The sequence below is a fragment of the Pseudorhizobium sp. NPDC055634 genome, assembly GCF_053618655.1.
The window spans coordinates 255,742-280,158 of record NZ_JBSHHW010000004.1; the positions used below are offsets into that span (position 1 = coordinate 255,742).

Sequence of the window (24,417 nt, forward strand, 5' to 3'; positions counted from 1 at the left end):
TGAAGGAGCGACGATGGCTCAGACCCTTACGTTCAATGGTCGCAGGCGCGTACGCAAGTTTTTTGGTAAGATCCCCGAAGTCACTGAGATGCCGAACCTCATCGAGGTCCAGAAGGCGTCCTACGATCAGTTCCTCATGGTGGAAGAGCCAGAAGGTGGCCGTCCGGACGAAGGTCTGAACGCAGTCTTCCGGTCGGTTTTCCCGATCACCGACTTCTCCGGCGCATCCATGCTGGAGTTCGTATCCTACGAGTTCGAGCCGCCGAAGTTCGACGTCGAGGAATGCCGTCAGCGCGACCTGACCTATGCAGCGCCGCTCAAGGTGACGCTGCGCCTCATCGTGTTCGATATTGACGAGGACACCGGCGCCAAGTCGATCAAGGACATCAAGGAACAGTCCGTCTACATGGGCGACATGCCCCTGATGACCGACAACGGTACCTTCATCGTCAACGGTACCGAGCGCGTCATCGTCTCGCAGATGCACCGTTCGCCAGGCGTCTTCTTCGACCACGACAAGGGCAAGAGCCACTCCTCCGGCAAGCTGCTCTTCGCGGCCCGCGTCATTCCGTATCGCGGCTCCTGGCTGGATATCGAGTTCGACGCCAAGGACATCGTCTACGCCCGCATCGACCGCCGCCGCAAGATCCCGGTGACGTCGCTGCTGATGGCGCTCGGGATGGACGGCGAGGAAATCCTCGAGACCTTCTACACGAAGTCCGACTACGTCCGCGACGGCGACGGCTGGCGCATCCCGTTCCAGCCCGAGACCCTGAAGGGCGCCAAGGCTCTGTCCGACATGATCGACGCCGATACCGGCGAAGTGGTCGTGGAATCGGGCAAGAAGCTGACGCCGCGCCTTCTCCGCCAGCTGACCGACAAGGGCCTGAAGGCCCTCAAGGCGTCCAATGACGACCTCTACGGCAACTATCTCGCCGAAGACATCGTCAACATGAAGACCGGTGAGATCTATCTCGAGGCCGGCGACGAGATCGACGAGAAGACGCTTCCGATGATCCTGGAAGCCGGCTTCACCGAGATCCCGGTTCTCGGCATCGACCACATCAACGTCGGCGCCTACATCCGCAACACGCTGTCTGCGGACAAGAACGAGAACCGCCAGGACGCGCTCTTCGACATCTACCGCGTCATGCGCCCGGGCGAGCCGCCGACCATGGAATCGGCCGAAGCCATGTTCAACTCGCTGTTCTTCGATGCGGAGCGTTACGACCTCTCCGCCGTCGGCCGCGTGAAGATGAACATGCGTCTCGACCTCGACGCTCCGGATACCGTCCGCACGCTTCGCAAGGAAGACATCCTGGCCGTGGTCAAGATGCTCGTCGAGCTGCGTGACGGCAAGGGCGAGATCGACGATATCGACAACCTCGGCAACCGCCGCGTCCGTTCGGTCGGCGAGCTGATGGAGAACCAGTATCGTCTGGGCCTGCTCCGCATGGAGCGCGCCATCAAGGAGCGCATGTCGTCGATCGAGATCGACACGGTCATGCCGCAGGACCTGATCAACGCCAAGCCGGCAGCCGCCGCAGTCCGCGAGTTCTTCGGTTCCTCGCAGCTGTCGCAGTTCATGGACCAGGTGAACCCGCTTTCGGAAATCACCCACAAGCGCCGTCTCTCGGCTCTTGGACCGGGTGGTCTGACCCGCGAGCGCGCAGGCTTCGAAGTCCGCGACGTTCACCCGACCCATTACGGCCGTATCTGCCCGATCGAGACGCCGGAAGGCCCGAACATCGGTCTGATCAACTCGCTCGCGACCTTTGCCCGCGTCAACAAGTACGGCTTCATCGAGAGCCCGTACCGCAAGATCATCGACGGCAAGGTCACCAACGACGTGCTCTACCTCTCCGCCATGGAAGAGGCGAAGTACTACGTTGCCCAGGCGAACGCTGAACTGACGAGCGACGGCAACTTCGTCGAGGAATTCGTCGTCTGCCGTCATGCCGGCGAAGTCATGCTCGCTCCGCGCGACACCATAAACCTGATGGACGTCTCGCCGAAGCAGCTCGTCTCGGTCGCGGCCGCGCTCATTCCGTTCCTGGAAAACGACGACGCCAACCGCGCCCTCATGGGCTCGAACATGCAGCGTCAGGCGGTTCCGCTGGTCCGCGCCGAGGCACCGTTCGTCGGTACCGGCATGGAGCCGGTCGTGGCACGTGACTCCGGCGCTGCCATCGCGGCACGCCGCGGCGGCGTGGTCGACCAGGTCGATGCGACCCGTATCGTCATTCGCGCCACGGAAGATCTCGAGGCCGGCCGTTCCGGCGTCGATATCTACCGCCTGCAGAAGTTCCAGCGTTCCAACCAGAACACCTGCGTCAACCAGCGTCCGCTGGTTGCCGTTGGCGACATCCTGAACAAGGGCGACATCATCGCGGACGGTCCGTCGACCGACCTCGGCGACCTCGCGCTCGGCCGCAACGCGCTCGTCGCGTTCATGCCGTGGAACGGCTACAACTACGAAGACTCGATCCTGCTCTCCGAGCGCATCGTGTCCGACGACGTGTTCACCTCCATCCACATCGAGGAATTCGAGGTGATGGCGCGTGACACCAAGCTTGGTCCGGAAGAAATCACCCGCGACATTCCGAACGTTTCGGAAGAAGCGCTGAAGAACCTGGACGAAGCCGGTATCGTGTATATCGGAGCCGAGGTGCAGCCGGGCGATATCCTCGTCGGCAAGATCACGCCGAAGGGCGAAAGCCCGATGACGCCGGAAGAAAAGCTCCTGCGCGCCATCTTCGGCGAGAAGGCATCCGACGTCCGCGACACCTCCATGCGCATGCCGCCCGGCACCTTCGGCACGGTCGTCGAAGTTCGCGTCTTCAACCGCCACGGCGTGGAGAAGGACGAACGCGCCATGGCGATCGAGCGCGAGGAGATCGAGCAGCTCGCCAAGGACCGTGACGACGAGCAGGCGATCCTCGACCGTAACGTCTACGGCCGACTGATCGACATGCTGCGTGGCCAGAAGTCCGTCGCCGGCCCGAAGGGCTTCAAGAAGGGCGCCGAACTCAGCAACAACGTCGTGTCGGAATACCCGCGGTCGCAGTGGTGGATGTTCGCCGTCGAGGACGAGAAGGTCCAGGGCGAGATCGAAGCCCTGCGGGCCCAGTACGACGAGTCCAAGTCGCGCCTTGAACAGCGCTTCATGGACAAGGTCGAGAAGGTCCAGCGCGGCGACGAAATGCCTCCGGGCGTCATGAAGATGGTCAAGGTCTTCGTCGCTGTGAAGCGCAAGATCCAGCCGGGCGACAAGATGGCCGGCCGTCATGGCAACAAGGGCGTCGTGTCGCGCATCGTTCCGGTAGAGGACATGCCGTTCCTCGAAGACGGTACGCATGTCGACATCGTGCTTAACCCGCTCGGCGTGCCGTCGCGCATGAACGTCGGCCAGATCCTCGAGACGCACCTTGCCTGGGCTTGCGCCGGCATGGGCAAGCGTATCGGCGAGATGCTGGAAGAGTACAAGCGCTCCAACGACATCAGCGACCTGAAGCGCGAGCTGAAGGACGTCTATGCCAGCGTGGCCAACGACGAAGTGGCTAGCTTCGACGACGAGTCGCTCGTTCGTCTCGCCGAGCAGTCGAAGCGTGGCGTCTCGATCGCGACGCCGGTCTTCGACGGTGCTCACGAGGCTGATGTGTCGAACATGCTGAGCAAGGCGGGTCTCGACTCCTCCGGCCAGTCCGTTCTCTACGACGGACGTACCGGCGAGGCCTTCGACCGCAAGGTGACCGTCGGCTACATGTACATGATCAAGCTGAACCACCTTGTCGACGACAAGATCCACGCCCGTTCGATCGGTCCTTACTCGCTCGTTACCCAGCAGCCGCTGGGCGGCAAGGCGCAGTTCGGCGGTCAGCGCTTCGGGGAAATGGAGGTCTGGGCTCTCGAGGCTTACGGCGCCGCCTACACCCTGCAGGAAATGCTGACGGTGAAGTCGGACGACGTTGCTGGTCGTACCAAGGTCTACGAGGCGATCGTCCGCGGCGACGACACGTTCGAAGCCGGCATTCCGGAGAGCTTCAACGTTCTCGTCAAGGAAATGCGTTCGCTGGGTCTGTCCGTCGAGCTTGAAAACTCGAAGGTCGAGGCAGGCGACGCGGGTCAGCTGCCGGACGCGGCCGAGTAATCTCCGAAAGGGCGCGCGCCTCCAGGCTGGCGCGCGCCGCTCTCCTCCCGTCCGGTCGGTCCGGAAGGGCAGGGGAAGTTTCGCCGCATTGTGCGGCTATGACCATTTTGAGCGACAGGCCGTCCGTCCCGGGAATGTGGAAGGCCATGATCGCAAGTTGAGGGCAAATTGCCCCGTAAGGAGATAGGCATGAACCAAGAGGTCATGAATCTTTTCAACCCGCAGGTGCCGGCACAGCACTTCGATTCGATCCGTATCTCGATCGCGAGCCCCGAGAAGATTCTCTCCTGGTCCTACGGTGAAATCAAAAAGCCGGAGACCATCAACTACCGTACGTTCAAGCCCGAGCGTGACGGCCTCTTCTGCGCGCGCATCTTCGGACCGATCAAGGACTACGAGTGCCTGTGCGGCAAGTACAAGCGCATGAAGTACAAGGGCATCATCTGCGAAAAGTGCGGCGTCGAAGTCACGCTGTCGCGCGTTCGCCGTGAGCGCATGGGTCATATCGAGCTTGCCGCTCCGGTCGCCCACATCTGGTTCCTGAAGTCGCTTCCGTCGCGTATCGCCACCCTTCTCGACATGACGCTGAAGGATGTCGAGCGCGTTCTCTACTTCGAGAACTACATCGTGACCGAGCCGGGCCTGACGTCGCTCAAGGAGAACCAGCTTCTCTCCGAAGAAGAGTACATGATCGCCGTCGACGAGTTCGGCGAGGATCAGTTCACCGCGATGATCGGCGCCGAGGCCATCTACGAGATGCTCGCCTCGATGAACCTCGACAAGATCGCCGGCGACCTGCGCTCGGAGCTTGCCGACACGACGTCCGATCTGAAGCAGAAGAAGCTGATGAAGCGGCTGAAGATCGTCGAGAACTTCATCGAGTCCGGCAATCGCCCGGAATGGATGATCATGAAGGTCGTGCCGGTGATCCCGCCGGACCTGCGTCCGCTCGTGCCGCTCGATGGCGGCCGTTTCGCGACCTCCGACCTGAACGACCTCTATCGTCGCGTCATCAACCGTAACAACCGTCTGAAGCGCCTGATCGAACTGCGCGCTCCGGGCATCATCATCCGCAACGAAAAGCGCATGCTGCAGGAATCTGTCGATGCGCTGTTCGACAACGGCCGTCGCGGCCGCGTCATCACCGGCGCCAACAAGCGTCCGCTGAAGTCGCTGTCCGACATGCTGAAGGGCAAGCAGGGCCGCTTCCGCCAGAACCTGCTCGGCAAGCGCGTCGACTATTCCGGCCGTTCGGTCATCGTGACCGGTCCGGAACTCAAGCTGCACCAGTGCGGCCTCCCGAAGAAGATGGCGCTCGAGCTCTTCAAGCCGTTCATCTACGCCCGCCTCGACGCCAAGGGTTACTCCTCGACCGTCAAGCAGGCCAAGAAGCTGGTCGAGAAGGAAAAGCCGGAAGTTTGGGATATCCTCGACGAGGTCATCCGCGAGCATCCGGTTCTCCTGAACCGCGCGCCGACGCTGCACCGCCTGGGCATCCAGGCCTTCGAACCGATCCTGGTCGAAGGCAAGGCGATCCAGCTGCACCCGCTCGTCTGCACCGCCTTCAACGCCGACTTCGACGGCGACCAGATGGCCGTTCACGTGCCGCTGTCGCTTGAGGCTCAGCTTGAAGCCCGCGTCCTGATGATGTCGACGAACAACATCCTGCACCCGGCCAACGGTGCACCGATCATCGTTCCGTCGCAGGACATGGTTCTCGGCCTCTACTACCTGTCGATCCAGAACCAGAACGAGCCGGGCGAAGGCATGGCCTTCTCCGACATGGGCGAGCTGCATCACGCGCTTGAAAACAAGGTCGTGACGCTGCATGCCAAGATCAAGGGCCGCTACAAGACGGTCGACGAGAACGGCAACCCCGTCTCGAAGATCTACGAAACGACTCCCGGCCGCATGATCATCGGCGAACTCCTGCCGAAGAACCCGAACGTGCCGTTCGACATCTGCAACCAGGAAATGACCAAGAAGAACATCTCCAAGATGATCGACGCGGTCTATCGTCACTGCGGTCAGAAGGACACGGTGATCTTCTGCGACCGGATCATGCAGCTCGGCTTTACCAACGCCTGCAAGGCCGGCATCTCCTTCGGCAAGGATGACATGATCATCCCCGAGACCAAGGTGAAGATCGTCGGCGAAACCGAAGCGCTGGTGAAGGAATACGAGCAGCAGTACAATGACGGCCTGATCACCCAGGGCGAAAAGTACAACAAGGTCGTCGACGCCTGGGGCAAGGCAACCGAAAAGGTCGCCGAAGAAATGATGGCCCGCATCAAGGCGGTCGAGTTCGACGAGGCCACCGGCCGTCAGAAGCCGATGAACTCGATCTACATGATGTCGCACTCCGGCGCCCGTGGTTCTCCGAACCAGATGCGTCAGCTGGGCGGCATGCGCGGCCTTATGGCCAAGCCGTCGGGCGAGATCATCGAGACGCCGATCATCTCGAACTTCAAGGAAGGCCTGACCGTGAACGAGTACTTCAACTCGACGCACGGCGCCCGTAAGGGTCTTGCAGACACCGCCTTGAAGACGGCGAACTCGGGTTACCTGACCCGCCGTCTGGTCGACGTCGCGCAGGACTGCATCGTCAACATGGTCGATTGCGGCACCGAGAGCGGTCTCACGATGACGGCCATCGTCGATGCCGGCCAGGTCGTGGCTTCGCTTGGAGCACGTATTCTCGGTCGTACGGCGCTTGACGACATCGATCATCCGGTCACGGGTGAGCGCATCGTCGACGCCGGCAAGATGATTCTCGAGCCCGACGTCATCGAGATCGAGAAGGCCGGGATCCAGTCGATCCGCATCCGCTCGGCGCTGACCTGCGAAGTCCAGACGGGCGTCTGCTCGGTCTGCTACGGCCGCGACCTTGCACGCGGTACGCCGGTCAACATGGGCGAGGCCGTCGGCGTCATCGCCGCTCAGTCGATCGGTGAGCCGGGTACCCAGCTGACCATGCGTACCTTCCACCTTGGGGGCACGGCGACGGTTGTCGACCAGTCCTTCCTGGAAGCCTCGTACGAGGGCACCGTCCAGATCAAGAACCGCAACATCCTCCGCAACTCGGAAGGTGTTCTGGTGGCGATGGGCCGCAACATGGCCATCACCATTCTGGACGAGCGTGGTGTGGAACGGTCGTCGCAGCGCGTCGCCTACGGCTCCAAGCTGTTCGTCGACGACGGCGACAAGGTCAAGCGCGGCCAGCGTCTGGCAGAGTGGGACCCCTATACCCGTCCGATGATGACGGAAGTCGAGGGTGTCGTTCAGTTCGAGGACGTGGTCGACTCGATCTCGGTCTCCGAATCCACCGACGAATCGACCGGCATCACCAAGCGCCAGGTCATCGACTGGCGTTCGACGCCGCGCGGTGCGGACCTCAAGCCTGCCATCGTCATCAAGGATGCGTCCGGCAACATCATGAAGCTCGCCCGTGGTGGCGAAGCCCGCTTCATGCTGTCGGTCGACGCCATCCTTTCCGTCGAGCCGGGCCAGAAGGTCAGCCAGGGTGACGTCCTTGCGCGTGTTCCGATGGAAAGCGCCAAGACCAAGGACATCACCGGTGGTCTGCCGCGCGTTGCCGAACTGTTCGAGGCCCGTCGTCCGAAGGACCACGCCATCATCGCCGAGATCGATGGTACGATCCGCCTCGGCCGCGACTACAAGAACAAGCGTCGCGTCATGATCGAGCCGGCGGAAGACGGTGTCGAGCCGGTCGAATACCTGATCCCGAAGGGCAAGCCCTTCCATCTCCAGGACGGCGACTACATCGAGAAGGGCGACTACATCCTCGACGGCAATCCTGCGCCGCACGACATCCTGGCGATCAAGGGCGTGGAGGCTCTGGCTTCCTACCTCGTCAACGAGATCCAGGAAGTCTACCGACTGCAGGGCGTTGTCATCAATGACAAGCACATCGAGGTCATCGTTCGACAGATGCTGCAGAAGGTGGAGATCACCGATGCGGGCGACAGCCAGTACATCGTCGGCGACAACGTCGACCGGATCGAGCTGGACGATCTCAACGACCAGCTGATCGAGGAAGGCAAGAAGCCTGCTTCGGGCGAGCCGGTCCTGCTCGGGATCACCAAGGCATCGCTGCAGACGCCGTCGTTCATCTCGGCTGCATCCTTCCAGGAGACCACGAAGGTTCTCACGGAAGCTGCCATCGCCGGCAAGACCGACACGCTGCAGGGTCTGAAGGAAAACGTCATCGTCGGCCGCCTTATCCCGGCCGGTACCGGCGGAACCATGACCCAGATCCGCCGCATCGCCACCTCGCGCGACGACCTCATCCTCGAGGAACGCCGCAAGAGCTCCGGTGCGTCGGCCGCAACCCCGATGTTGCAGGAACTGTCCGGCGAGGGCACCCCGGCCGAGTAAGGCCTGGTATACTCCTGTCGGAACCTATGAAAACGCCCGGAGAAATCCGGGCGTTTTCTGCGTTTTGTCAAGGCATTGCGCTTTGTCATTAGTCGGCGCTAATGTATTGACCTGCCGCAACTCCCGGGTCCGGGAGGCCTTTACAAGAGACTCGTTCACTCATGAACGGAGGCTCAAATGAAAATGCTCTTGTCGTCAGTCGCGCTCGGCGTCGTCCTGGCGACCGCCGCGTTCGCGGTAGAGCCGGTTCCCGCTGATCTGAGGGAAACCGCTCTGGAAATGTTCAAACCCTTGCCATCGACGATCCCGTCGGTGAAGGACAACAAGATCACCCCGGAAAAGATCGCGCTCGGCAAGGCGCTCTGGTTCGACCCCCGCATGTCGGCATCGGGCGTTTTCTCGTGCAACTCGTGCCATAACCTGGCCACCGGCGGCGACGACAACCTCGAGACCTCTATCGGTCACGGCTGGCAGAGAGGACCGCGCAACTCGCCGACCGCGCTGAACGCCGTCTTCAACATCGCCCAGTTCTGGGATGGCCGCGCCGAAGACCTGAAGGCACAGGCCAAGGGGCCGGTCCAGGCAGGGGTCGAGATGGCCAATACGCCCGACCAGCTGATTACGACGCTGAAGTCGATGCCGAAGTATGTCGAATGGTTCGAGGAAGCCTTCCCGGGCGAGAAGGACCCCGTGACCTTCGACAACTTCGCCAAGGCCATCGAAGCCTTCGAGGCGACCCTGATCACGCCCGCTCCCTTCGACGCCTATCTGAACGGTGACGAGGATGCGCTCTCGACGGAGCAGAAGCAGGGTCTGGCGCTCTTCATGGACAAGGGCTGCGTCTCTTGCCACGCCGGGATAAATGTCGGCGGGGAGGGGTACTATCCCTTCGGCCTGATTGAGAAGCCCGGCGCCGACGTCCTGCCGGAAAACGACAAGGGGCGGTTCCAGGTCACCAACACGGCAGACGATTCCTACGTCTTCCGCGCCGCGCCGCTGCGCAACATCGCGGTGACCGCGCCATACTTCCACTCGGGCAAGGTATGGGATCTTAAGCAGGCGGTCGCCATCATGGGGACGGCGCAGCTTGGAGAGGAACTCCACGACAACGAAGTCGACCTGATCGTCGCCTTCCTCAACTCGCTGACCGGCAAGGTTCCTGAAGTGACCTACCCGGATCTGCCGCCGGAAACGTCCGCGACGCCACGGCCGATCATCCACATCCTGCCGACGGCGAACTGACGGGATAGATGAGGGGATCCGCCGGCAATCCGGCGGATCCCTAGTATTCAAGGGGCGAAGCGGATGATCGCGACCTCGCCCTCAAGCGCGCCCTGATAGGCGGAGGCGTGCGGCTCCTCGACGGGCTCTTCCTGCAGCACGCCGATCTGGTCGAGGTCAGCCTCTATGAAACCTTCCTCCGACAGCGCGTTGAGCGCTTCCCGGACGGCCGAATCGTCGTCGGGCGCCTGCAGCAGGATGTGCAGGTCTATGCCTTCGGTGTCTTTTGCCTCATAGGCCTTGCCGATGATGATGAACACCATGGGCCCTTCGAGATTGTTGTCGTTGTCGGGGGTGGACACCATAGTGAACTCCATTGGTATCTGTCGGGCCTCCAGCTGAGTCCCGCGGTCGGGTGATGGTAAGGCGCAATATCGGGCTTGGCAAAGGTTCCGCAAGGGACCGGGCGCGTGCACTTGCGCGAGCACAGAAGAATTACTAATTTTATGTCGTCAGGCCTGCTCCGAAAGGGGTGAAAGCCATTATTTTCAGGCCCGGTCTTGACGGGGAAGGGGTAAAACAGTAAACGCCCCACCATCGGAAGCGACGTGAGACTTACCCGTTCGGAACGACTCGTACCGGACAAGCGTCTCAAACGCGGTTCCAGACGCACGATGAAGACAAGAATGCTGCACGCATGACGCATGAGGAATGCGTCCTCTGCTTTCTGTGGTCCATCCGGCAGTCGGATAGGGCCACGTTTTGCGCATGAATGTGTGTGTCGCCGCCGGAGACGGCATAGATTGGCCCGAAAGGGTTTGGAAGACAATTTTGCAAGGGATGGTTATATGCCTACCGTAAACCAGCTGATCCGCAAGCCGCGTCAGGCACAGGTAAAGCGCAACAAGGTTCCTGCTCTGCAGGAGAATCCGCAGAAGCGCGGCGTTTGCACCCGCGTCTACACCACGACCCCGAAGAAGCCGAACTCGGCTCTGCGTAAGGTCGCCAAGATCCGTCTGACGAATGGCTTCGAAGTCATCGGCTACATTCCGGGCGAAGGTCACAACCTTCAGGAACACTCCGTGGTCATGATCCGCGGCGGCCGCGTCAAGGACTTGCCGGGCGTTCGCTACCACATCATCCGCGGCGTTCTCGATACTCAGGGTGTCAAGAACCGCAAGCAGCGCCGTTCCAAGTACGGTGCGAAGCGTCCGAAGTAATCCTTCGGATTCCAACCTATTCGGCGCTGCGCGAGGTTCTCCGCGTGATAAAGCGCCCGCAACCTTTGAGAGACGAGAAGTATGTCCCGACGTCACAGTGCAGAAAAGCGTGAGATCAACCCGGACCCGAAGTTCGGCGATCTGGTCGTCACCAAGTTCATGAACGCCATCATGCTCCACGGCAAGAAGTCCGTGGCTGAAAGCATTGTGTATGGCGCGTTCGACGCCGTGCAGAGCAAGGCGAAGCAGGAGCCCCTGGCAGTCTTCCACCAGGCCCTCGACAACGTCGCTCCGCATGTTGAAGTCCGTTCGCGCCGCGTCGGTGGTGCTACCTATCAGGTTCCGGTCGATGTTCGTCCGGAGCGACGCCAGGCTCTTGCGATCCGCTGGCTCATCGCCGCTGCCCGCAAGCGTAATGAAACAACGATGATCGATCGCCTTTCGGGTGAGTTGATGGATGCCGCCAACAACCGTGGCAGCGCCGTCAAGAAGCGCGAAGACACGCACAAGATGGCCGACGCCAACCGCGCCTTCTCGCATTACCGCTGGTAATCTTCATCCGATCGAATTTCGAAAGGCAGTCCTATGGCTCGCGAATATAAAATCGAAGACTACCGAAATTTCGGTATCATGGCGCATATCGACGCCGGCAAGACCACGACGACCGAGCGGATCCTGTACTACACGGGTAAGTCGCACAAGATCGGCGAAGTTCACGATGGCGCAGCCACCATGGACTGGATGGAGCAGGAGCAGGAGCGCGGCATCACCATCACGTCCGCTGCCACCACGACCTTCTGGAAAGGTCGTGACGGCAAGGCTCGCCGCTTCAACATCATCGACACCCCCGGCCACGTCGACTTCACCATTGAAGTCGAGCGTTCGCTGCGCGTTCTCGACGGCGCCATCGCGCTGCTCGATGCCAACGCCGGCGTAGAGCCGCAGACGGAAACCGTCTGGCGCCAGGCCGAGAAGTATCATGTTCCGCGCATGATCTTCTGCAACAAGATGGACAAGACCGGCGCCGACTTCTACCGCTCGGTCGAGATGATCAAGACTCGCCTCGGCGCGACGGCTGTCGTCATGCAGCTGCCGATCGGCGCTGAAAGCGACTTCAAGGGCGTCATCGACCTCGTTGAGATGAACGCGCTCGTCTGGCGCGACGAATCCCTCGGTGCTGCCTGGGATGTCGTCGAGATCCCGGAAGACATGAAGGAAAAGGCCGAGGAATATCGCGACAAGCTGATCGAGACTGTTGTCGAGATCGACGAAGAAGCGATGGAAGCCTACCTGAACGGCGACATGCCGGACAACGACAAGATCCGCGAACTCGTTCGCCGCGGCACGATCGACGTGAAGTTCCACCCGATGTTCTGCGGTACCGCGTTCAAGAACAAGGGCGTTCAGCCGCTTCTCGACGCCGTCGTCGACTACCTGCCTTCGCCGCTCGACATTCCGGCGATCAAGGGCATCGACTTCAAGACCGAAGCCGAGATCGAGCGTCACGCTGACGACGCCGAGCCGCTTTCGATGCTGGCGTTCAAGATCATGAACGACCCCTTCGTCGGTTCGCTCACCTTCGCACGCATCTATTCCGGCAAGCTCGAGAAGGGCTCCTCGGTTCTGAACACGGTCAAGGACAAGCGCGAGCGCGTCGGCCGTATGCTGCAGATGCACTCCAACAGCCGTGAAGACATCGAGGAAGCCTTTGCAGGCGACATCGTTGCTCTCGCAGGCCTCAAGGAAACCACTACGGGCGACACGCTCTGCGATCCCCTGAAGCCGGTTATCCTCGAGCGCATGGAATTCCCCGAGCCGGTCATCCAGATCGCGATCGAGCCGAAGTCCAAGGGCGACCAGGAAAAGATGGGCCTCGCGCTCAACCGCCTGGCGGCCGAAGACCCGTCCTTCCGCGTCAAGACCGACCAGGAATCCGGCCAGACGATCATCGCCGGCATGGGCGAACTTCACCTCGACATCATCGTCGACCGCATGCGTCGCGAGTTCAAGGTTGAAGCCAACGTCGGTGCTCCGCAGGTTGCCTACCGCGAAACCATCACCCGCCAGACGGAAGAAGACTACACGCACAAGAAGCAGTCCGGTGGTACCGGCCAGTTCGCGCGCGTCAAGATCGTCTTCGAACCGAACCCGGATGGCGAAGATTTCGTCTTCGAATCGAAGATCGTCGGTGGTGCCGTTCCGAAGGAATACATCCCGGGTGTCCAGAAGGGCATCGAGAGCGTTCTGTCGTCCGGTCCGCTGGCCGGCTTCCCGATGCTGGGCGTCAAGGCGACCCTCATCGACGGCGCCTTCCACGACGTCGACTCGTCGGTCCTGGCCTTCGAAATCGCATCGCGTGCCTGCTTCCGTGAAGCAGCCAAGAAGGCTGGCGCACAGCTTCTCGAGCCGATGATGAAGGTCGAGGTCGTGACGCCGGAAGATTACGTCGGCGACGTTATCGGTGACCTCAACTCCCGCCGTGGCCAGATCCAGGGCCAGGAGCAGCGCGGCATCGCGATCGTCATCAACGCCCACGTTCCGCTGGCGAACATGTTCAAGTACGTCGACAGCCTGCGCTCCATGTCCCAGGGCCGCGCGCAGTACTCGATGGTCTTCGACCACTACGCTCCGGTCCCGTCCAACGTGGCAACGGAAATCCAGGCAAAGTACTCCGGTCAGAAGTGACCGGGGTATCCCTCTGAACCCATAGAACATTCTCCCCGCAAGGGCATAAGAACGGAGAGCCGGAAATGGCAAAGAGCAAGTTTGAGCGGACGAAGCCGCACGTCAACATCGGCACGATTGGTCACGTTGACCATGGCAAGACGTCGCTGACGGCAGCGATCACGAAGTACTTCGGCGAGTTCAAGGCGTATGACCAGATCGACGCCGCTCCTGAAGAGAAGGCGCGCGGCATCACCATTTCGACGGCGCACGTCGAGTACGAGACGCCTGCCCGTCACTACGCGCACGTCGACTGCCCCGGCCACGCCGACTACGTGAAGAACATGATCACCGGTGCTGCCCAGATGGACGGCGCGATCCTGGTCTGCTCGGCCGCTGACGGCCCGATGCCGCAGACGCGCGAGCACATCCTGCTGGCCCGCCAGGTCGGCGTTCCGGCGATCGTCGTGTTCCTCAACAAGGTCGACCAGGTTGACGATGCCGAGCTTCTCGAGCTGGTCGAGCTGGAAGTGCGCGAGCTTCTGTCGTCCTACGACTTCCCGGGCGACGACATTCCGGTGGTCAAGGGTTCGGCGCTTGCTGCTCTCGAAGATTCCGACAAGAAGATCGGCGAAGACGCGATCCGCGAACTGATGGCTGCCGTCGATGCATACATCCCGACGCCTGAGCGTCCGATCGACCAGCCGTTCCTGATGCCGGTCGAAGACGTGTTCTCGATCTCGGGCCGCGGCACGGTTGCCACGGGTCGCGTCGAGCGCGGCATCATCAAGGTCGGTGAGGAAATCGAGATCGTCGGCATCCGCGCGACGTCGAAGACGACCTGCACGGGCGTCGAGATGTTCCGCAAGCTGCTCGACCAGGGCCAGGCCGGCGACAACATCGGCGCGCTGCTTCGCGGCGTGGACCGCAACGGCATCGAGCGCGGTCAGGTTCTGTGCAAGCCGGGTTCGGTCAAGCCGCACAAGAAGTTCAAGGCAGAAGCCTACATCCTGACGAAGGAAGAGGGCGGCCGTCATACGCCGTTCTTCACGAACTACCGTCCGCAGTTCTACTTCCGCACGACGGACGTGACGGGCATCGTGACGCTTCCGGAAGGCACGGAAATGGTCATGCCTGGCGACAACGTCACGGTTGACGTCGAGCTGATCGTTCCGATCGCGATGGAAGAAAAGCTGCGCTTCGCTATCCGCGAAGGCGGCCGTACCGTCGGCGCCGGCATCGTCGCCTCGATCATCGAGTGATCTACAGCCAAAGGTGCAGGCCTGGTCTGCACCTTTGGCGCCAGAATATTTAAGCAAGAAGCCGGTGGTGACTTGCTTATGACACGAAAATGTAGCAAATGGCGCGCGAGCGCGATTTGTCCCTGCTTCGCATGGGGCAGGGAACTGCAATCAACAATAAGGTGGGCCGCTCGGCCCGAAGAGTGGAAAGGGATACCGCAACCCGGTGTCCCCTTCGATCTTTGAAACCGGTGGTCCGCCTTAGGTAGAAAAAGGTCCCGTGCCGTATTGCGTGCACGCGGCAAACGAAGAACAAGGATAACGTCGAATGAACGGCCAAAATATCCGCATTCGCCTTAAGGCATTCGATCATCGTATTCTCGACGCTTCCACGCGCGAGATCGTGTCGACGGCGAAGCGCACCGGTGCTAGTGTCCGGGGCCCCGTTCCGCTTCCGACCCGAATCGAGAAGTTTACGGTTAACCGGTCCCCCCACATCGACAAGAAGAGCCGCGAGCAGTTCGAGATGCGCACCCACAAGCGCCTTCTCGACATCGTAGATCCGACACCGCAGACGGTAGACGCGCTGATGAAGCTCGATCTCGCCGCTGGTGTCGATGTTGAGATCAAGCTCTGAGGTATTGCCTCGAGCTGAGTGAGAAGGATTGAACCGATGCGTTCGGGTGTAATTGCACAGAAAGTGGGAATGACCCGCGTCTATAACGACGCCGGCGAACATATCCCGGTAACGGTACTGCGGCTGGAAAACTGCCAGGTCGTCGCTCACCGCACCAAGGACAAGAACGGCTACACGGCTGTTCAGCTCGGTGCCGGCACGGCCAAGGTGAAGAACACGACCAAGGCGCTGCGCGGCCACTTCGCCGTCGCCGAAGTCGAGCCCAAGTCGAAGCTCGTCGAGTTTCGCGTTTCCGAAGACAACATGATCGATGTCGGCACCGAGCTGAAGGCTTCGCATTTCGAAGCCGGCCAGCTGGTTGACGTCACCGGCACTTCGATCGGTAAGGGTTTTGCCGGCGCCATGAAGCGCCATAACTTCGGCGGCCTTCGCGCCACGCACGGTGTGTCCGTTTCGCACCGCTCGCATGGTTCGACCGGTTCCAACCAGGATCCGGGTCGCGTCTGGAAGGGCAAGCGCATGGCTGGTCATATGGGCCAGACGCGCGTCACCACGCAGAACCTCGAAGTTGTCTCCACCGACGAAGGCCGCGGCCTGATCCTCGTCAAGGGTGCCGTCCCCGGCTCCAAGGGCGCGTGGATCGTGGTTCGCGACGCCGTCAAGTCGGCTGCGAAGTAAGGGAGCCAAGCAAATGGAATTCAACGTCAAGACCCTCGAGGGAAAAGACGCTGGCAAGGTCTCCCTTTCGGATGAGATCTTCGGCCTCGATCCCCGCGAAGACATTCTCGCCCGCATGGTTCGTTGGCAGCTCGCCAAGAAGCAGCAGGGTACCCACAAGATCAAGAACCGTTCGGAAGTTTCCCGCACCGGCGCGAAGATGTACAAGCAGAAGGGTACGGGCCGCGCTCGTCACCATTCGGCACGTGCACCCCAGTTCCGCGGCGGTGGCAAGGCTCACGGCCCGGTCGTCCGCAGCCACGAGCATGACCTTCCCAAGAAGGTTCGCGCTCTGGCCCTGCGTCACGCCCTCTCGGCCAAGCTGAAGGCTGAAGACCTGATCGTCATCGACAATCTGGTCGCAACCGAAGCCAAGACCAAGGCGCTTGCCGGTTCGTTCGCGACGCTCGGCCTCACCAATGTCCTCTTCATCGGTGGTGCTGAACTCGACAACAACTTCAAGCTCGCAGCCCAGAACATCCCGAACGTCGACGTTCTGCCGGTTCAGGGCATCAATGTTTACGACATCCTGCGTCGGGGCAAGCTCGTGCTGTCCAAGGCTGCGGTGGAAGCTCTAGAGGAGCGTTTCAAGTGACCGATCTTCGCCACTATGATGTGATCGTCTCGCCGGCGATCACCGAAAAGTCGACGCTGGTATCCGAACAGAACCAGGTCGTCTTCAACGTTGCCAAGGATGCTTCCAAGCCCGAAATCAAGGCTGCCGTCGAGGCGCTGTTCGGTGTGAAGGTCAAGGCCGTCAACACGCTGGTCCGCAAGGGCAAGGTAAAGCGTTTCCGCGGCTTCATTGGCAAGCAGAAGGACGTGAAGAAGGCCGTCGTCACGCTGGTCGAAGGCCAGTCGATCGACGTCTCCACCGGACTCTGAGGTAAAGAACAATGGCATTGAAAAGCTACAACCCGACGACCCCGAGCCAGCGTCAGCTGGTCATCGTCGACCGGTCCGGTCTTCACAAGGGCAAGCCGGTCAAGGCGCTGACGGAAGGTCTGTCCAAGAGCGGCGGCCGTAACAACCTTGGTCGCATCACCGCCCGCTTCATCGGCGGCGGCCACAAGCGGACCTACCGCCTGGTCGACTTCAAGCGTCGCAAGTTCGACGTCGAAGGCACCGTCGAGCGCCTGGAATACGACCCTAACCGCACGGCGTTCATCGCTCTCGTCAAGTACGAGGACGGCGAGCTGGCCTACATCCTCGCTCCGCAGCGCCTTGCTGCCGGCGACAAGGTCATCGCATCCGCCAAGGCCGTCGACGTCAAGCCCGGCAACACCATGCCGCTGCAGTACATCCCGGTCGGCTCCATCGTCCACAACGTCGAGATGAAGCCGGGCAAGGGCGGGCAGATCGCCCGTTCGGCAGGCACCTACGTTCAGCTCGTCGGTCGCGACCAGGGCATGGCCATCCTGCGCCTGAACTCGGGCGAACAGCGCCTGGTACACGGCAGCTGCCTTGCAACCATCGGCGCCGTTTCCAACCCGGATCACGGCAACATCAACGATGGCAAGGCCGGCCGTACCCGCTGGCGCGGCAAGACCCCGCACAACCGCGGTGTCGTCATGAACCCCGTCGACCACCCGCACGGCGGTGGTGAAGGCCGCACCTCCGGTGGCCGTCATCCCGTTTCCCCGTGGGGCAAGCCCACCAAGGGCAAGCGCACGCGCTCGAACAAGTCGACCGACAAGTTCATCATGCGTTCGCGCCATCAGCGCAAGAAGTAAGAGAGGTAGTCAGGAATGGCTCGTTCAGTATGGAAAGGCCCGTTTGTTGACGGCTATCTTCTCAAGAAGGCTGAGAAGGTGCGCGAAGGCGGCCGCAGTGAAGTGATCAAGATCTGGAGCCGTCGCTCCACGATCCTGCCGCAGTTCGTCGGTCTTACGTTCGGCGTCTACAACGGCAACAAGCATGTGCCTGTCTCGGTCAACGAAGACATGGTCGGGCACAAGTTCGGTGAATTCGCTCCCACCCGGACCTACTACGGTCACGGCGCGGACAAGAAGGCGAAGAGGAAGTAACGATGGCGAAGGCAAAGACCGAACGCCGGCTGAAGGACAACGAGGCGCAAGCCGTTGCCCGCACGCTCCGCGTCAGCCCCCAGAAGTTGAACCTCGTTGCCGCCCTGATCCGCGGCAAGAAGGTGGACCGCGCGCTTGCCGAGCTGGAATTTTCCCGCAAGCGCATCGCAGGCACGGTGAAGAAGACTCTCGAGTCGGCTATCGCCAATGCCGAGAACAACCATGACCTCGACGTCGACAGCCTGATCGTATCGGAAGCATACGTCGGCAAGTCGATCGTCATGAAGCGTTTCCACGCTCGTGGTCGCGGCCGTGCATCTCGCATCGAGAAGCCCTTCGCGCACCTGACGATCGTGGTTCGTGAAGTCGAGGAAAAAGGGGAGGCCGCATAATGGGCCAGAAAATCAATCCGATCGGCTTCCGCCTCGGCATCAACCGTACCTGGGATAGCCGCTGGTTCGCCGACAACGCCGAATACGGGCAGCTCCTGCACGAAGACCTCAAGATCCGTGCATACCTGATGTCCGAACTGAAGCAGGCCGGCATTGCAAAGGTCGTCATCGAGCGTCCGCACAAGAAGTGCCGCGTCACGATCCACTCGGCACGTCCGGGCCTGATCATCGGCAAGAAGGGCGCCGACATCGAAAAGCTCCGCAAGAAGCTTTCCGAGATGACGTCCTCCGAAACGCACCTCAACATCGTCGAGGTTCGCAAGCCGGAAGTCGACGCGACCCTGGTCGCACAGTCGATCGCCCAGCAGCTCGAGCGTCGCGTGGCCTTCCGCCGCGCCATGAAGCGCGCTGTCCAGTCGGCCATGCGTCTTGGCGCCGAAGGCATCAAGATCACCTGCGCCGGCCGTCTCGGCGGTGCTGAAATCGCCCGTACGGAGTGGTACCGCGAAGGTCGCGTTCCGCTTCACACCCTGCGCGCCGACATCGACTACGGCACGGCAGAGGCGGAAACCGCCTACGGGATCTGCGGCATCAAGGTCTGGATCTTCAAGGGCGAAATCCTGGAGCACGATCCTATGGCATCCGAACGCCGTGCGCTGGAAGGCGATGCACAGGGTCCGGCAAGCCGCGAACGTAGCGACCGTGGCGATCGTCGCCGCGAACGCGAAAACGCTTGATCAACGCTGGCGAAAGATAAGCTCGGAGAAGTAAGAAAATGTTGCAGCCAAAGCGTACCAAGTTCCGGAAGCAGTTCAAGGGACGCATCAAGGGCGTCGCCAAGGGCGGCTTCGACCTGGCTTTCGGCGAATTCGGCCTGAAGGCACAGGAGCCCAACCGCGTCAATGCTCGCGAGATCGAGGCGGCCCGCCGCGCGATCACCCGTTACATGAAGCGTGCAGGGCGCGTGTGGATCCGCGTATTCCCCGACGTCCCGGTCACGGCCAAGCCGACCGAAGTTCGTATGGGTAAGGGCAAGGGTTCGGTTGAATACTGGGCATGCAAGGTCAAGCCCGGCCGGATGATGTTCGAGATCGACGGCGTCTCCGAGGAGATCGCCCGCGAGGCGCTTCGCCTCGGTGCTGCCAAGCTCTCGGTCAAGACGCGCTTCGTACAGCGCATCGCAGAGTAAGGAGAGGCTAGGATGAAAGCCGAAGAAGTTCGCGCCCTCACGGCCGACCAGCTCAAGGACAAGCTCGCAGAGCTCAAGAAGGAGCAGTTCAACCTGCGCTTCCAGAAGGCCACCGGCCAGCTCGAGAAGTCCTCGCGAATCAATGAGGTTCGCAAGGATATTGCCCGCGTAAAAACCATTGCCCGCCAGAAGGCGGCAGAAGCCAAGGCCTAAGGAAGAACAATATGCCGAAACGCATTCTGCAGGGCGTCGTAGTTTCCGACAAGAACGAGAAGACCGTTGTTGTCCGCGTCGAGCGCCGATTCGCGCACCCGCTGCTTCAGAAGACGGTCCGCCGTTCCAAGAAGTACAAGGCGCATGATGAAAACAACCAGTACAAGGTAGGCGACGTCGTTTCCATCCAGGAATGTGCGCCCATCTCCAAGGACAAGCGCTGGACGGTCGTATCCGCCCAGGCTTGATTTGCAGCGATTTTGCGCCGGGGCCTTGCTTCTGGCGCAAAATTCTGTATGAAGCACGCCATCGGCGCAGGACGCTCGGCAACGAGCGTTCTTTTGCTTTGAGCGCAGGGAAGGTCCTTAACAGGAAACCACCTTGGCAAGATCCATCCCGCGCACAATGAAATTCTGTCCATAAGCCGGATCGGGGCGTTCGCGCGCCCGGTCGTTCCGGTCATTAGAAAAAGGCGACTGACATGATTCAGATGCAAACAAACCTCGACGTGGCGGATAATTCCGGCGCACGTCGTGTCATGTGCATCAAGGTGCTGGGCGGCTCCAAGCGCAAGTACGCTTCGATCGGCGATGTAATCGTCGTGTCGATCAAGGAAGCTATTCCGCGCGGCCGCGTTAAGAAGGGCGACGTGATGAAGGCGGTTGTTGTGCGTACCGCCAAGGACATCCGTCGCGCGGACGGCAGCGTCATCCGCTTCGATAACAACGCGGCGGTCCTCATCGACAACAAGAAAGAGCCGATCGGTACCCGTATCTTCGGACCGGTTCCGCGCGAACTTCGCGCCAAGAACCACATGAAGATCATCTCTCTGGCTCCAGAAGTACTGTAAGGGAGCGATAGCGATGCAAAAGATCCGCAAGGGCGACAACGTTGTCGTATTGACTGGCAAGGACAAGGGCCGCACCGGCGAAGTCCTTCAGGTCCTGCCGAAGGAAGACCGCGCACTCGTGCGCGGCGTGAACATGGTGAAGCGCCACCAGCGTCAGACTCAGACGCAGGAAGCCGGCATCATCAACAAGGAAGCATCCATCCACCTGTCGAACATCGCGATCGTCGCGAAGGACGGAAAGCCGACCCGCGTCGGTTTCCAGGTTGTCGACGGTAAGAAGGTGCGGGTTGCCAAGCGTACGGGAGATGTGATCGATGGCTGAGGCAAAGTACGAGCCGCGGCTCAAGGCTGAATACGTTTCCCGGATCCGTGGCGCTCTGATGGAGAAGTTCTCCTACAGCAACGAGATGATGATCCCGAAGCTGGAGAAGATCGTCATCAACATGGGTGTGGGCGAGGCGACTGCCGACTCCAAGAAGCCCACCGTTGCTGCTGCCGACCTGGCTGCGATCTCGGGCCAGAAGGCTGTCATCACCCGCGCCCGCAACTCCATCGCTGGCTTCAAGGTCCGCGAAGGCATGCCGATCGGCGCCAAGGTGACCCTGCGCGGCGCGCGCATGTATGAATTCCTGGATCGCCTGGTCAACATCGCGCTTCCGCGCGTTCGCGACTTCCGCGGCCTGAATCCGAAGAGCTTTGACGGCCGTGGCAACTTCGCCATGGGCATCAAGGAACACATCGTGTTCCCGGAGATCAATTACGACAAGGTTGATCAGATGTGGGGCATGGACATCATCGTTTGCACGACGGCCACGACCGACGACGAAGCACGGGCTCTGCTGACAGAGTTCAACTTCCCGTTCCGTCAGTAACCGTAACGACGAGCGTAGAAAAGGAACTCCGATATGGCGAAGACCAGCGCAGTTGAAAAGAACAAGCGCCGCCGCAAGACCGTTGCCAACCAGGCTGCAAAGCGTGCAGCCCTGAAGGCGACCATCATGAACCAGGAGCTGCCGATCGAAGAGCGGTTCCAGGCAACCCTGAAGCTCGCCTCGCTGCCGCGCGATGGCTCCAAGACCCGCATCCGTAACCGGTGCGAAGTCACGGGCCGCCCGCGCGCATTCTATCGCAAGCTCAAGATGTCGCGTATCGCGCTTCGCGAGCTGGGCAACCTCGGCAAGGTGCCGGGCGTCGTCAAGTCGAGCTGGTAAGGAGACGGTTAGATGACCATGACTGATCCGCTGGGCGATATGCTCACCCGCATCCGCAATGGCGCTGCTCGCCGCAAGTCGTCCGTCACGACGCCAGCTTCCAAGCTGCGCGCTCGCGTCCTGGACGTCCTGCAGGCGGAAGGCTACATCCGCGGCTATTCCCAGACCGATTACGGCAACGGCAAGTCCGAGATCGAAATCGAACTGAAGTACTACGAAGGCGCGTCGGTGATCCGTGAGATCGGCCGCGTGTCCAAGCCTGGCCGCCGGGTCTATGTCTCGGTGAAGTCCATCCCGCAGGTCGCGAACGGCCTCGGCATCACCATCCTTTCGACTCCGAAGGGCGTGATGGCCGATCACCAGGCTCGCGAACAGAACGTTGGTGGCGAGGTTCTTTGCTCCGTCTTCTAAGACAGGGCAGGGATCTCCATAGCGAACAGACAGGATAAAAAAATGTCTCGTATCGGTAAAAGGCCCGTTCAGGTTCCTGCAGGTGTCACGGCTACGGTCGATGGCCAGAAAGTGACTGCAAAGGGCCCCAAGGGCGAGCTGTTCTTCGTCGCCAATGACGAAGTGAAGCTTGAATTCAGCGATAACGCCGTCTCGGTAACCCCGATCAACGACTCCAAGGATGCCCGCTCCAAGTGGGGCATGTCGCGGACGATGATCGAGAATATCTTCAAGGGCGTTAAGGACGGTTTCGAGCGCAAGCTCGAGATCAACGGCGTCGGCTACCGTGCCTCCATGCAGGGCCAGAACCTGCAGCTGGCTCTCGGTTTCAGCCATGACGTCGTCTACGAACCGCCGAAGGGTATTTCGATTGCCGTGCCGAAGCCGACGGAAATCGTCGTCACCGGCATCAACAAGCAGCAGGTCGGTCAGGTTGCCGCGGAAATCCGCGAATACCGCGGTCCGGAGCCCTACAAGGGCAAGGGCGTCAAGTACGCCGAGGAACGGATCGTCCGCAAGGAAGGCAAGAAGAAGTAAGGATCACGCGAAATGGCTAGCAGGAAACAAGCACTTGCAAAGCGCGCGAGCCGCGTGCGCCGCCAGATTAAGGCGGTCGCCAACGGCCGTCCGCGCCTGTCGGTTCATCGCTCGTCGAAGAACATCTATGTCCAGGTCATCGATGACGTGGCCGGCCGCACGCTTGCTGCCGCCTCCACGCTCGACGCCGACCTGCGCTCCAAGCTCAAGACCGGTGCGGACGTTGAAGCCGCTGCCGCCGTCGGCAAGCTTGTCGCAGAACGTGCGACCAAGGCGGGCGTGAAGGAAGTCGTGTTCGATCGCGGCGCCTTCATCTACCACGGCCGCATCAAGGCCCTGGCCGAAGCTGCCCGCGAAGGCGGTCTGAGCTTCTAAGGAATTTGCCCGGCCCTGGCGCTTGCCTGGCCGGGCAAACTGCGGTTATGCCGCACCGATCCGGTCTGAAGGATCACCCCGTAATCTGCCGATTGCACCCGGAAAAGAAAAAGGAACAGGACAATGGCACAAGAAAGAAGAGGTTCTCGCGACGATCGCCAGAACCGCGAAGAGCGCGATAGCGAATTCGTCGACAAGCTGGTCGCGATCAACCGCGTCGCCAAGGTTGTCAAGGGCGGCCGTCGCTTCGGCTTCGCAGCACTCGTCGTCGTCGGCGACCAGAAGGGCCGCGTAGGCTTCGGTCACGGCAAGGCACGCGAAGTGCCGGAAGCGATCCGCAAGGCGACCGAATCCGCCAAGCGCGATCTGATCTTCGTCCCGCTTCGCGATGGCCGTACGCTGCATCACGACGTCAACGGCCGTCACGGCGCCGGCAAGGTTCTGCTGCGCGCTGCCAAGGCTGGTACCGGTATCATCGCCGGTGGTCCGATGCGCGCCGTCTTCGAAACGCTCGGCGTTCATGACGTCGTCGCCAAGTCGACCGGTTCGTCGAACCCCTACAACATGGTTCGCGCAACCTTCGACGCCCTGAAGCATCAGGTTCATCCGAAGGACGTCGCAGCTCAGCGTGGCATCAAGTATGCAACGCTCCAGGCTCGCCGCGCCGCTTCCGGCAACGCCGCGGAAGAATAAGGAGAGCGATCATGGCCAAGAAAGCCACCAAGGCAGACGCCAACAAGACGGTTACCGTCGAACAGATCGGTAGCCCCATCCGCCGGCCGGCTGTACAGCGCCAGACGCTGATCGGTCTCGGTCTCAACAAGATGCACCGGGTCCGCACCCTGGAGGATACTCCTTCGGTTCGCGGCATGATCCGTGCTGTCCAGCATCTCGTTCGCGTCGTCGACGAGAAGTGAGACGGGGG

General features: G+C 61.1%; 28 protein-coding genes. 27 read left to right on the forward strand and 1 reads right to left on the reverse strand.

What is annotated here, in order from left to right:
• The first annotated feature begins 13 nt into the window (after positions 1 to 13).
• The 3 genes from rpoB (at position 14) to ACWGPT_RS08640 (ending at position 9,790) form a co-directional block, all read left to right on the forward strand.
• Positions 14 to 4,150: a DNA-directed RNA polymerase subunit beta gene (gene rpoB / locus ACWGPT_RS08630; RefSeq protein WP_452605181.1), complete on the forward strand. Its 4,137-nt coding sequence runs from the start codon at positions 14 to 16 to the stop codon at positions 4,148 to 4,150.
• 189 nt (positions 4,151 to 4,339) lie between these two features.
• Positions 4,340 to 8,548 carry a DNA-directed RNA polymerase subunit beta' gene (gene rpoC, locus ACWGPT_RS08635; RefSeq protein ID WP_452605182.1) on the forward strand — a complete coding sequence of 1,403 codons (4,209 nt, stop codon included), beginning with the start codon at positions 4,340 to 4,342 and terminating at the stop codon, positions 8,546 to 8,548.
• Between the two features lie 177 nt (positions 8,549 to 8,725).
• Entirely contained in the window at positions 8,726 to 9,790 is a 1,065-nt protein-coding gene (locus ACWGPT_RS08640) for a cytochrome-c peroxidase (protein WP_452605183.1), read from the forward strand.
• 47 nt (positions 9,791 to 9,837) lie between these two features.
• Here the strand turns inward: ACWGPT_RS08640 and ACWGPT_RS08645 are convergent, their stop codons facing one another.
• Positions 9,838 to 10,134, reverse strand: coding sequence for a transcriptional regulator (locus ACWGPT_RS08645; RefSeq protein ID WP_452605184.1), 297 nt, complete (start codon positions 10,132 to 10,134; stop codon positions 9,838 to 9,840).
• Positions 10,135 to 10,617: 483 nt separating this feature from the next.
• Here ACWGPT_RS08645 and rpsL point away from each other — a divergent pair, with 483 nt between their 5' ends.
• The 24 genes from rpsL to rpmD all read left to right on the forward strand — a co-directional run bounded on the left by rpsL (position 10,618) and on the right by rpmD (position 24,409).
• Complete coding sequence (gene rpsL, locus ACWGPT_RS08650) at positions 10,618 to 10,989, forward strand: 30S ribosomal protein S12 (RefSeq protein WP_003507760.1); 372 nt, start codon at positions 10,618 to 10,620, stop codon at positions 10,987 to 10,989.
• A gap of 81 nt (positions 10,990 to 11,070) precedes the next feature.
• Positions 11,071 to 11,541, forward strand: coding sequence for a 30S ribosomal protein S7 (gene rpsG, locus ACWGPT_RS08655; protein WP_452605185.1), 471 nt, complete (start codon positions 11,071 to 11,073; stop codon positions 11,539 to 11,541).
• A gap of 33 nt (positions 11,542 to 11,574) precedes the next feature.
• On the forward strand, positions 11,575 to 13,674 hold the full coding sequence (gene fusA / locus ACWGPT_RS08660) for an elongation factor G (RefSeq protein WP_452605186.1): 2,100 nt from the start codon (positions 11,575 to 11,577) through the stop codon (positions 13,672 to 13,674).
• Positions 13,675 to 13,739: 65 nt separating this feature from the next.
• Positions 13,740 to 14,915 (forward strand): elongation factor Tu, encoded by a 1,176-nt coding sequence (gene tuf, locus ACWGPT_RS08665; RefSeq protein ID WP_452605176.1) that lies wholly within the window; start codon positions 13,740 to 13,742, stop codon positions 14,913 to 14,915.
• Positions 14,916 to 15,222: 307 nt separating this feature from the next.
• Positions 15,223 to 15,531 (forward strand): 30S ribosomal protein S10, encoded by a 309-nt coding sequence (rpsJ, locus tag ACWGPT_RS08670; RefSeq protein WP_003547547.1) that lies wholly within the window; start codon positions 15,223 to 15,225, stop codon positions 15,529 to 15,531.
• Between the two features lie 36 nt (positions 15,532 to 15,567).
• Positions 15,568 to 16,209, forward strand: coding sequence for a 50S ribosomal protein L3 (rplC, locus tag ACWGPT_RS08675; protein ID WP_452605187.1), 642 nt, complete (start codon positions 15,568 to 15,570; stop codon positions 16,207 to 16,209).
• Between the two features lie 13 nt (positions 16,210 to 16,222).
• A complete protein-coding gene (gene rplD, locus ACWGPT_RS08680; protein ID WP_452605188.1) occupies positions 16,223 to 16,843 on the forward strand; it encodes a 50S ribosomal protein L4 in 621 nt (206 codons plus the stop codon).
• On the forward strand, positions 16,840 to 17,133 hold the full coding sequence (locus ACWGPT_RS08685) for a 50S ribosomal protein L23 (protein WP_142520908.1): 294 nt from the start codon (positions 16,840 to 16,842) through the stop codon (positions 17,131 to 17,133). Before rplD ends, ACWGPT_RS08685 begins: the two co-directional genes overlap by 4 nt.
• An 11-nt stretch (positions 17,134 to 17,144) precedes the next feature.
• On the forward strand, positions 17,145 to 17,981 hold the full coding sequence (gene rplB / locus ACWGPT_RS08690) for a 50S ribosomal protein L2 (protein WP_452605189.1): 837 nt from the start codon (positions 17,145 to 17,147) through the stop codon (positions 17,979 to 17,981).
• Positions 17,982 to 17,996: 15 nt separating this feature from the next.
• Positions 17,997 to 18,275: a 30S ribosomal protein S19 gene (rpsS, locus tag ACWGPT_RS08695; protein WP_452605190.1), complete on the forward strand. Its 279-nt coding sequence runs from the start codon at positions 17,997 to 17,999 to the stop codon at positions 18,273 to 18,275.
• Positions 18,276 to 18,277: 2 nt separating this feature from the next.
• Positions 18,278 to 18,667 carry a 50S ribosomal protein L22 gene (gene rplV, locus ACWGPT_RS08700; protein ID WP_052638126.1) on the forward strand — a complete coding sequence of 130 codons (390 nt, stop codon included), beginning with the start codon at positions 18,278 to 18,280 and terminating at the stop codon, positions 18,665 to 18,667.
• Positions 18,667 to 19,404 carry a 30S ribosomal protein S3 gene (gene rpsC, locus ACWGPT_RS08705; RefSeq protein WP_452605191.1) on the forward strand — a complete coding sequence of 246 codons (738 nt, stop codon included), beginning with the start codon at positions 18,667 to 18,669 and terminating at the stop codon, positions 19,402 to 19,404. Before rplV ends, rpsC begins: the two co-directional genes overlap by 1 nt.
• A gap of 38 nt (positions 19,405 to 19,442) precedes the next feature.
• On the forward strand, positions 19,443 to 19,856 hold the full coding sequence (gene rplP / locus ACWGPT_RS08710) for a 50S ribosomal protein L16 (RefSeq protein WP_452605192.1): 414 nt from the start codon (positions 19,443 to 19,445) through the stop codon (positions 19,854 to 19,856).
• Between the two features lie 12 nt (positions 19,857 to 19,868).
• Positions 19,869 to 20,069 carry a 50S ribosomal protein L29 gene (gene rpmC, locus ACWGPT_RS08715; protein WP_452605193.1) on the forward strand — a complete coding sequence of 67 codons (201 nt, stop codon included), beginning with the start codon at positions 19,869 to 19,871 and terminating at the stop codon, positions 20,067 to 20,069.
• 11 nt (positions 20,070 to 20,080) lie between these two features.
• Positions 20,081 to 20,317 (forward strand): 30S ribosomal protein S17, encoded by a 237-nt coding sequence (rpsQ, locus tag ACWGPT_RS08720; RefSeq protein WP_052638134.1) that lies wholly within the window; start codon positions 20,081 to 20,083, stop codon positions 20,315 to 20,317.
• 233 nt (positions 20,318 to 20,550) lie between these two features.
• Complete coding sequence (gene rplN, locus ACWGPT_RS08725) at positions 20,551 to 20,919, forward strand: 50S ribosomal protein L14 (RefSeq protein WP_052638136.1); 369 nt, start codon at positions 20,551 to 20,553, stop codon at positions 20,917 to 20,919.
• A 13-nt stretch (positions 20,920 to 20,932) separates the two neighbouring features.
• Entirely contained in the window at positions 20,933 to 21,241 is a 309-nt protein-coding gene (rplX, locus tag ACWGPT_RS08730) for a 50S ribosomal protein L24 (protein WP_452605194.1), read from the forward strand.
• Complete coding sequence (gene rplE, locus ACWGPT_RS08735; protein WP_452605195.1) at positions 21,234 to 21,791, forward strand: 50S ribosomal protein L5; 558 nt, start codon at positions 21,234 to 21,236, stop codon at positions 21,789 to 21,791. The genes rplX and rplE overlap by 8 nt, the downstream gene beginning before the upstream one ends.
• A 33-nt stretch (positions 21,792 to 21,824) precedes the next feature.
• Positions 21,825 to 22,130, forward strand: coding sequence for a 30S ribosomal protein S14 (rpsN, locus tag ACWGPT_RS08740; RefSeq protein WP_247245354.1), 306 nt, complete (start codon positions 21,825 to 21,827; stop codon positions 22,128 to 22,130).
• A gap of 12 nt (positions 22,131 to 22,142) precedes the next feature.
• Complete coding sequence (gene rpsH, locus ACWGPT_RS08745) at positions 22,143 to 22,541, forward strand: 30S ribosomal protein S8 (protein ID WP_052638144.1); 399 nt, start codon at positions 22,143 to 22,145, stop codon at positions 22,539 to 22,541.
• A gap of 42 nt (positions 22,542 to 22,583) precedes the next feature.
• On the forward strand, positions 22,584 to 23,117 hold the full coding sequence (rplF, locus tag ACWGPT_RS08750; protein ID WP_452605196.1) for a 50S ribosomal protein L6: 534 nt from the start codon (positions 22,584 to 22,586) through the stop codon (positions 23,115 to 23,117).
• Between the two features lie 12 nt (positions 23,118 to 23,129).
• On the forward strand, positions 23,130 to 23,492 hold the full coding sequence (rplR, locus tag ACWGPT_RS08755) for a 50S ribosomal protein L18 (RefSeq protein WP_452605197.1): 363 nt from the start codon (positions 23,130 to 23,132) through the stop codon (positions 23,490 to 23,492).
• Positions 23,493 to 23,615: 123 nt separating this feature from the next.
• Positions 23,616 to 24,185, forward strand: coding sequence for a 30S ribosomal protein S5 (gene rpsE, locus ACWGPT_RS08760; protein WP_452605198.1), 570 nt, complete (start codon positions 23,616 to 23,618; stop codon positions 24,183 to 24,185).
• A gap of 11 nt (positions 24,186 to 24,196) precedes the next feature.
• Positions 24,197 to 24,409: a 50S ribosomal protein L30 gene (gene rpmD / locus ACWGPT_RS08765; RefSeq protein ID WP_452605199.1), complete on the forward strand. Its 213-nt coding sequence runs from the start codon at positions 24,197 to 24,199 to the stop codon at positions 24,407 to 24,409.
• Positions 24,410 to 24,417 lie beyond the last annotated feature (8 nt).

Coding starts and splice junctions, on each gene's coding strand:
- rpoB (WP_452605181.1), top strand. CDS start 14: ATGGCTCAGACCCTTACGTTCAATGGTCGCAGGCGCGTACGCAAGTTT.
- rpoC (WP_452605182.1), top strand. CDS start 4,340: ATGAACCAAGAGGTCATGAATCTTTTCAACCCGCAGGTGCCGGCACAG.
- ACWGPT_RS08640 (WP_452605183.1), top strand. CDS start 8,726: ATGAAAATGCTCTTGTCGTCAGTCGCGCTCGGCGTCGTCCTGGCGACC.
- ACWGPT_RS08645 (WP_452605184.1), bottom strand. CDS start 10,134: ATGGTGTCCACCCCCGACAACGACAACAATCTCGAAGGGCCCATGGTG.
- rpsL (WP_003507760.1), top strand. CDS start 10,618: ATGCCTACCGTAAACCAGCTGATCCGCAAGCCGCGTCAGGCACAGGTA.
- rpsG (WP_452605185.1), top strand. CDS start 11,071: ATGTCCCGACGTCACAGTGCAGAAAAGCGTGAGATCAACCCGGACCCG.
- fusA (WP_452605186.1), top strand. CDS start 11,575: ATGGCTCGCGAATATAAAATCGAAGACTACCGAAATTTCGGTATCATG.
- tuf (WP_452605176.1), top strand. CDS start 13,740: ATGGCAAAGAGCAAGTTTGAGCGGACGAAGCCGCACGTCAACATCGGC.
- rpsJ (WP_003547547.1), top strand. CDS start 15,223: ATGAACGGCCAAAATATCCGCATTCGCCTTAAGGCATTCGATCATCGT.
- rplC (WP_452605187.1), top strand. CDS start 15,568: ATGCGTTCGGGTGTAATTGCACAGAAAGTGGGAATGACCCGCGTCTAT.
- rplD (WP_452605188.1), top strand. CDS start 16,223: ATGGAATTCAACGTCAAGACCCTCGAGGGAAAAGACGCTGGCAAGGTC.
- rplB (WP_452605189.1), top strand. CDS start 17,145: ATGGCATTGAAAAGCTACAACCCGACGACCCCGAGCCAGCGTCAGCTG.
- rpsS (WP_452605190.1), top strand. CDS start 17,997: ATGGCTCGTTCAGTATGGAAAGGCCCGTTTGTTGACGGCTATCTTCTC.
- rplV (WP_052638126.1), top strand. CDS start 18,278: ATGGCGAAGGCAAAGACCGAACGCCGGCTGAAGGACAACGAGGCGCAA.
- rpsC (WP_452605191.1), top strand. CDS start 18,667: ATGGGCCAGAAAATCAATCCGATCGGCTTCCGCCTCGGCATCAACCGT.
- rplP (WP_452605192.1), top strand. CDS start 19,443: ATGTTGCAGCCAAAGCGTACCAAGTTCCGGAAGCAGTTCAAGGGACGC.
- rpmC (WP_452605193.1), top strand. CDS start 19,869: ATGAAAGCCGAAGAAGTTCGCGCCCTCACGGCCGACCAGCTCAAGGAC.
- rpsQ (WP_052638134.1), top strand. CDS start 20,081: ATGCCGAAACGCATTCTGCAGGGCGTCGTAGTTTCCGACAAGAACGAG.
- rplN (WP_052638136.1), top strand. CDS start 20,551: ATGATTCAGATGCAAACAAACCTCGACGTGGCGGATAATTCCGGCGCA.
- rplX (WP_452605194.1), top strand. CDS start 20,933: ATGCAAAAGATCCGCAAGGGCGACAACGTTGTCGTATTGACTGGCAAG.
- rplE (WP_452605195.1), top strand. CDS start 21,234: ATGGCTGAGGCAAAGTACGAGCCGCGGCTCAAGGCTGAATACGTTTCC.
- rpsN (WP_247245354.1), top strand. CDS start 21,825: ATGGCGAAGACCAGCGCAGTTGAAAAGAACAAGCGCCGCCGCAAGACC.
- rpsH (WP_052638144.1), top strand. CDS start 22,143: ATGACCATGACTGATCCGCTGGGCGATATGCTCACCCGCATCCGCAAT.
- rplF (WP_452605196.1), top strand. CDS start 22,584: ATGTCTCGTATCGGTAAAAGGCCCGTTCAGGTTCCTGCAGGTGTCACG.
- rplR (WP_452605197.1), top strand. CDS start 23,130: ATGGCTAGCAGGAAACAAGCACTTGCAAAGCGCGCGAGCCGCGTGCGC.
- rpsE (WP_452605198.1), top strand. CDS start 23,616: ATGGCACAAGAAAGAAGAGGTTCTCGCGACGATCGCCAGAACCGCGAA.
- rpmD (WP_452605199.1), top strand. CDS start 24,197: ATGGCCAAGAAAGCCACCAAGGCAGACGCCAACAAGACGGTTACCGTC.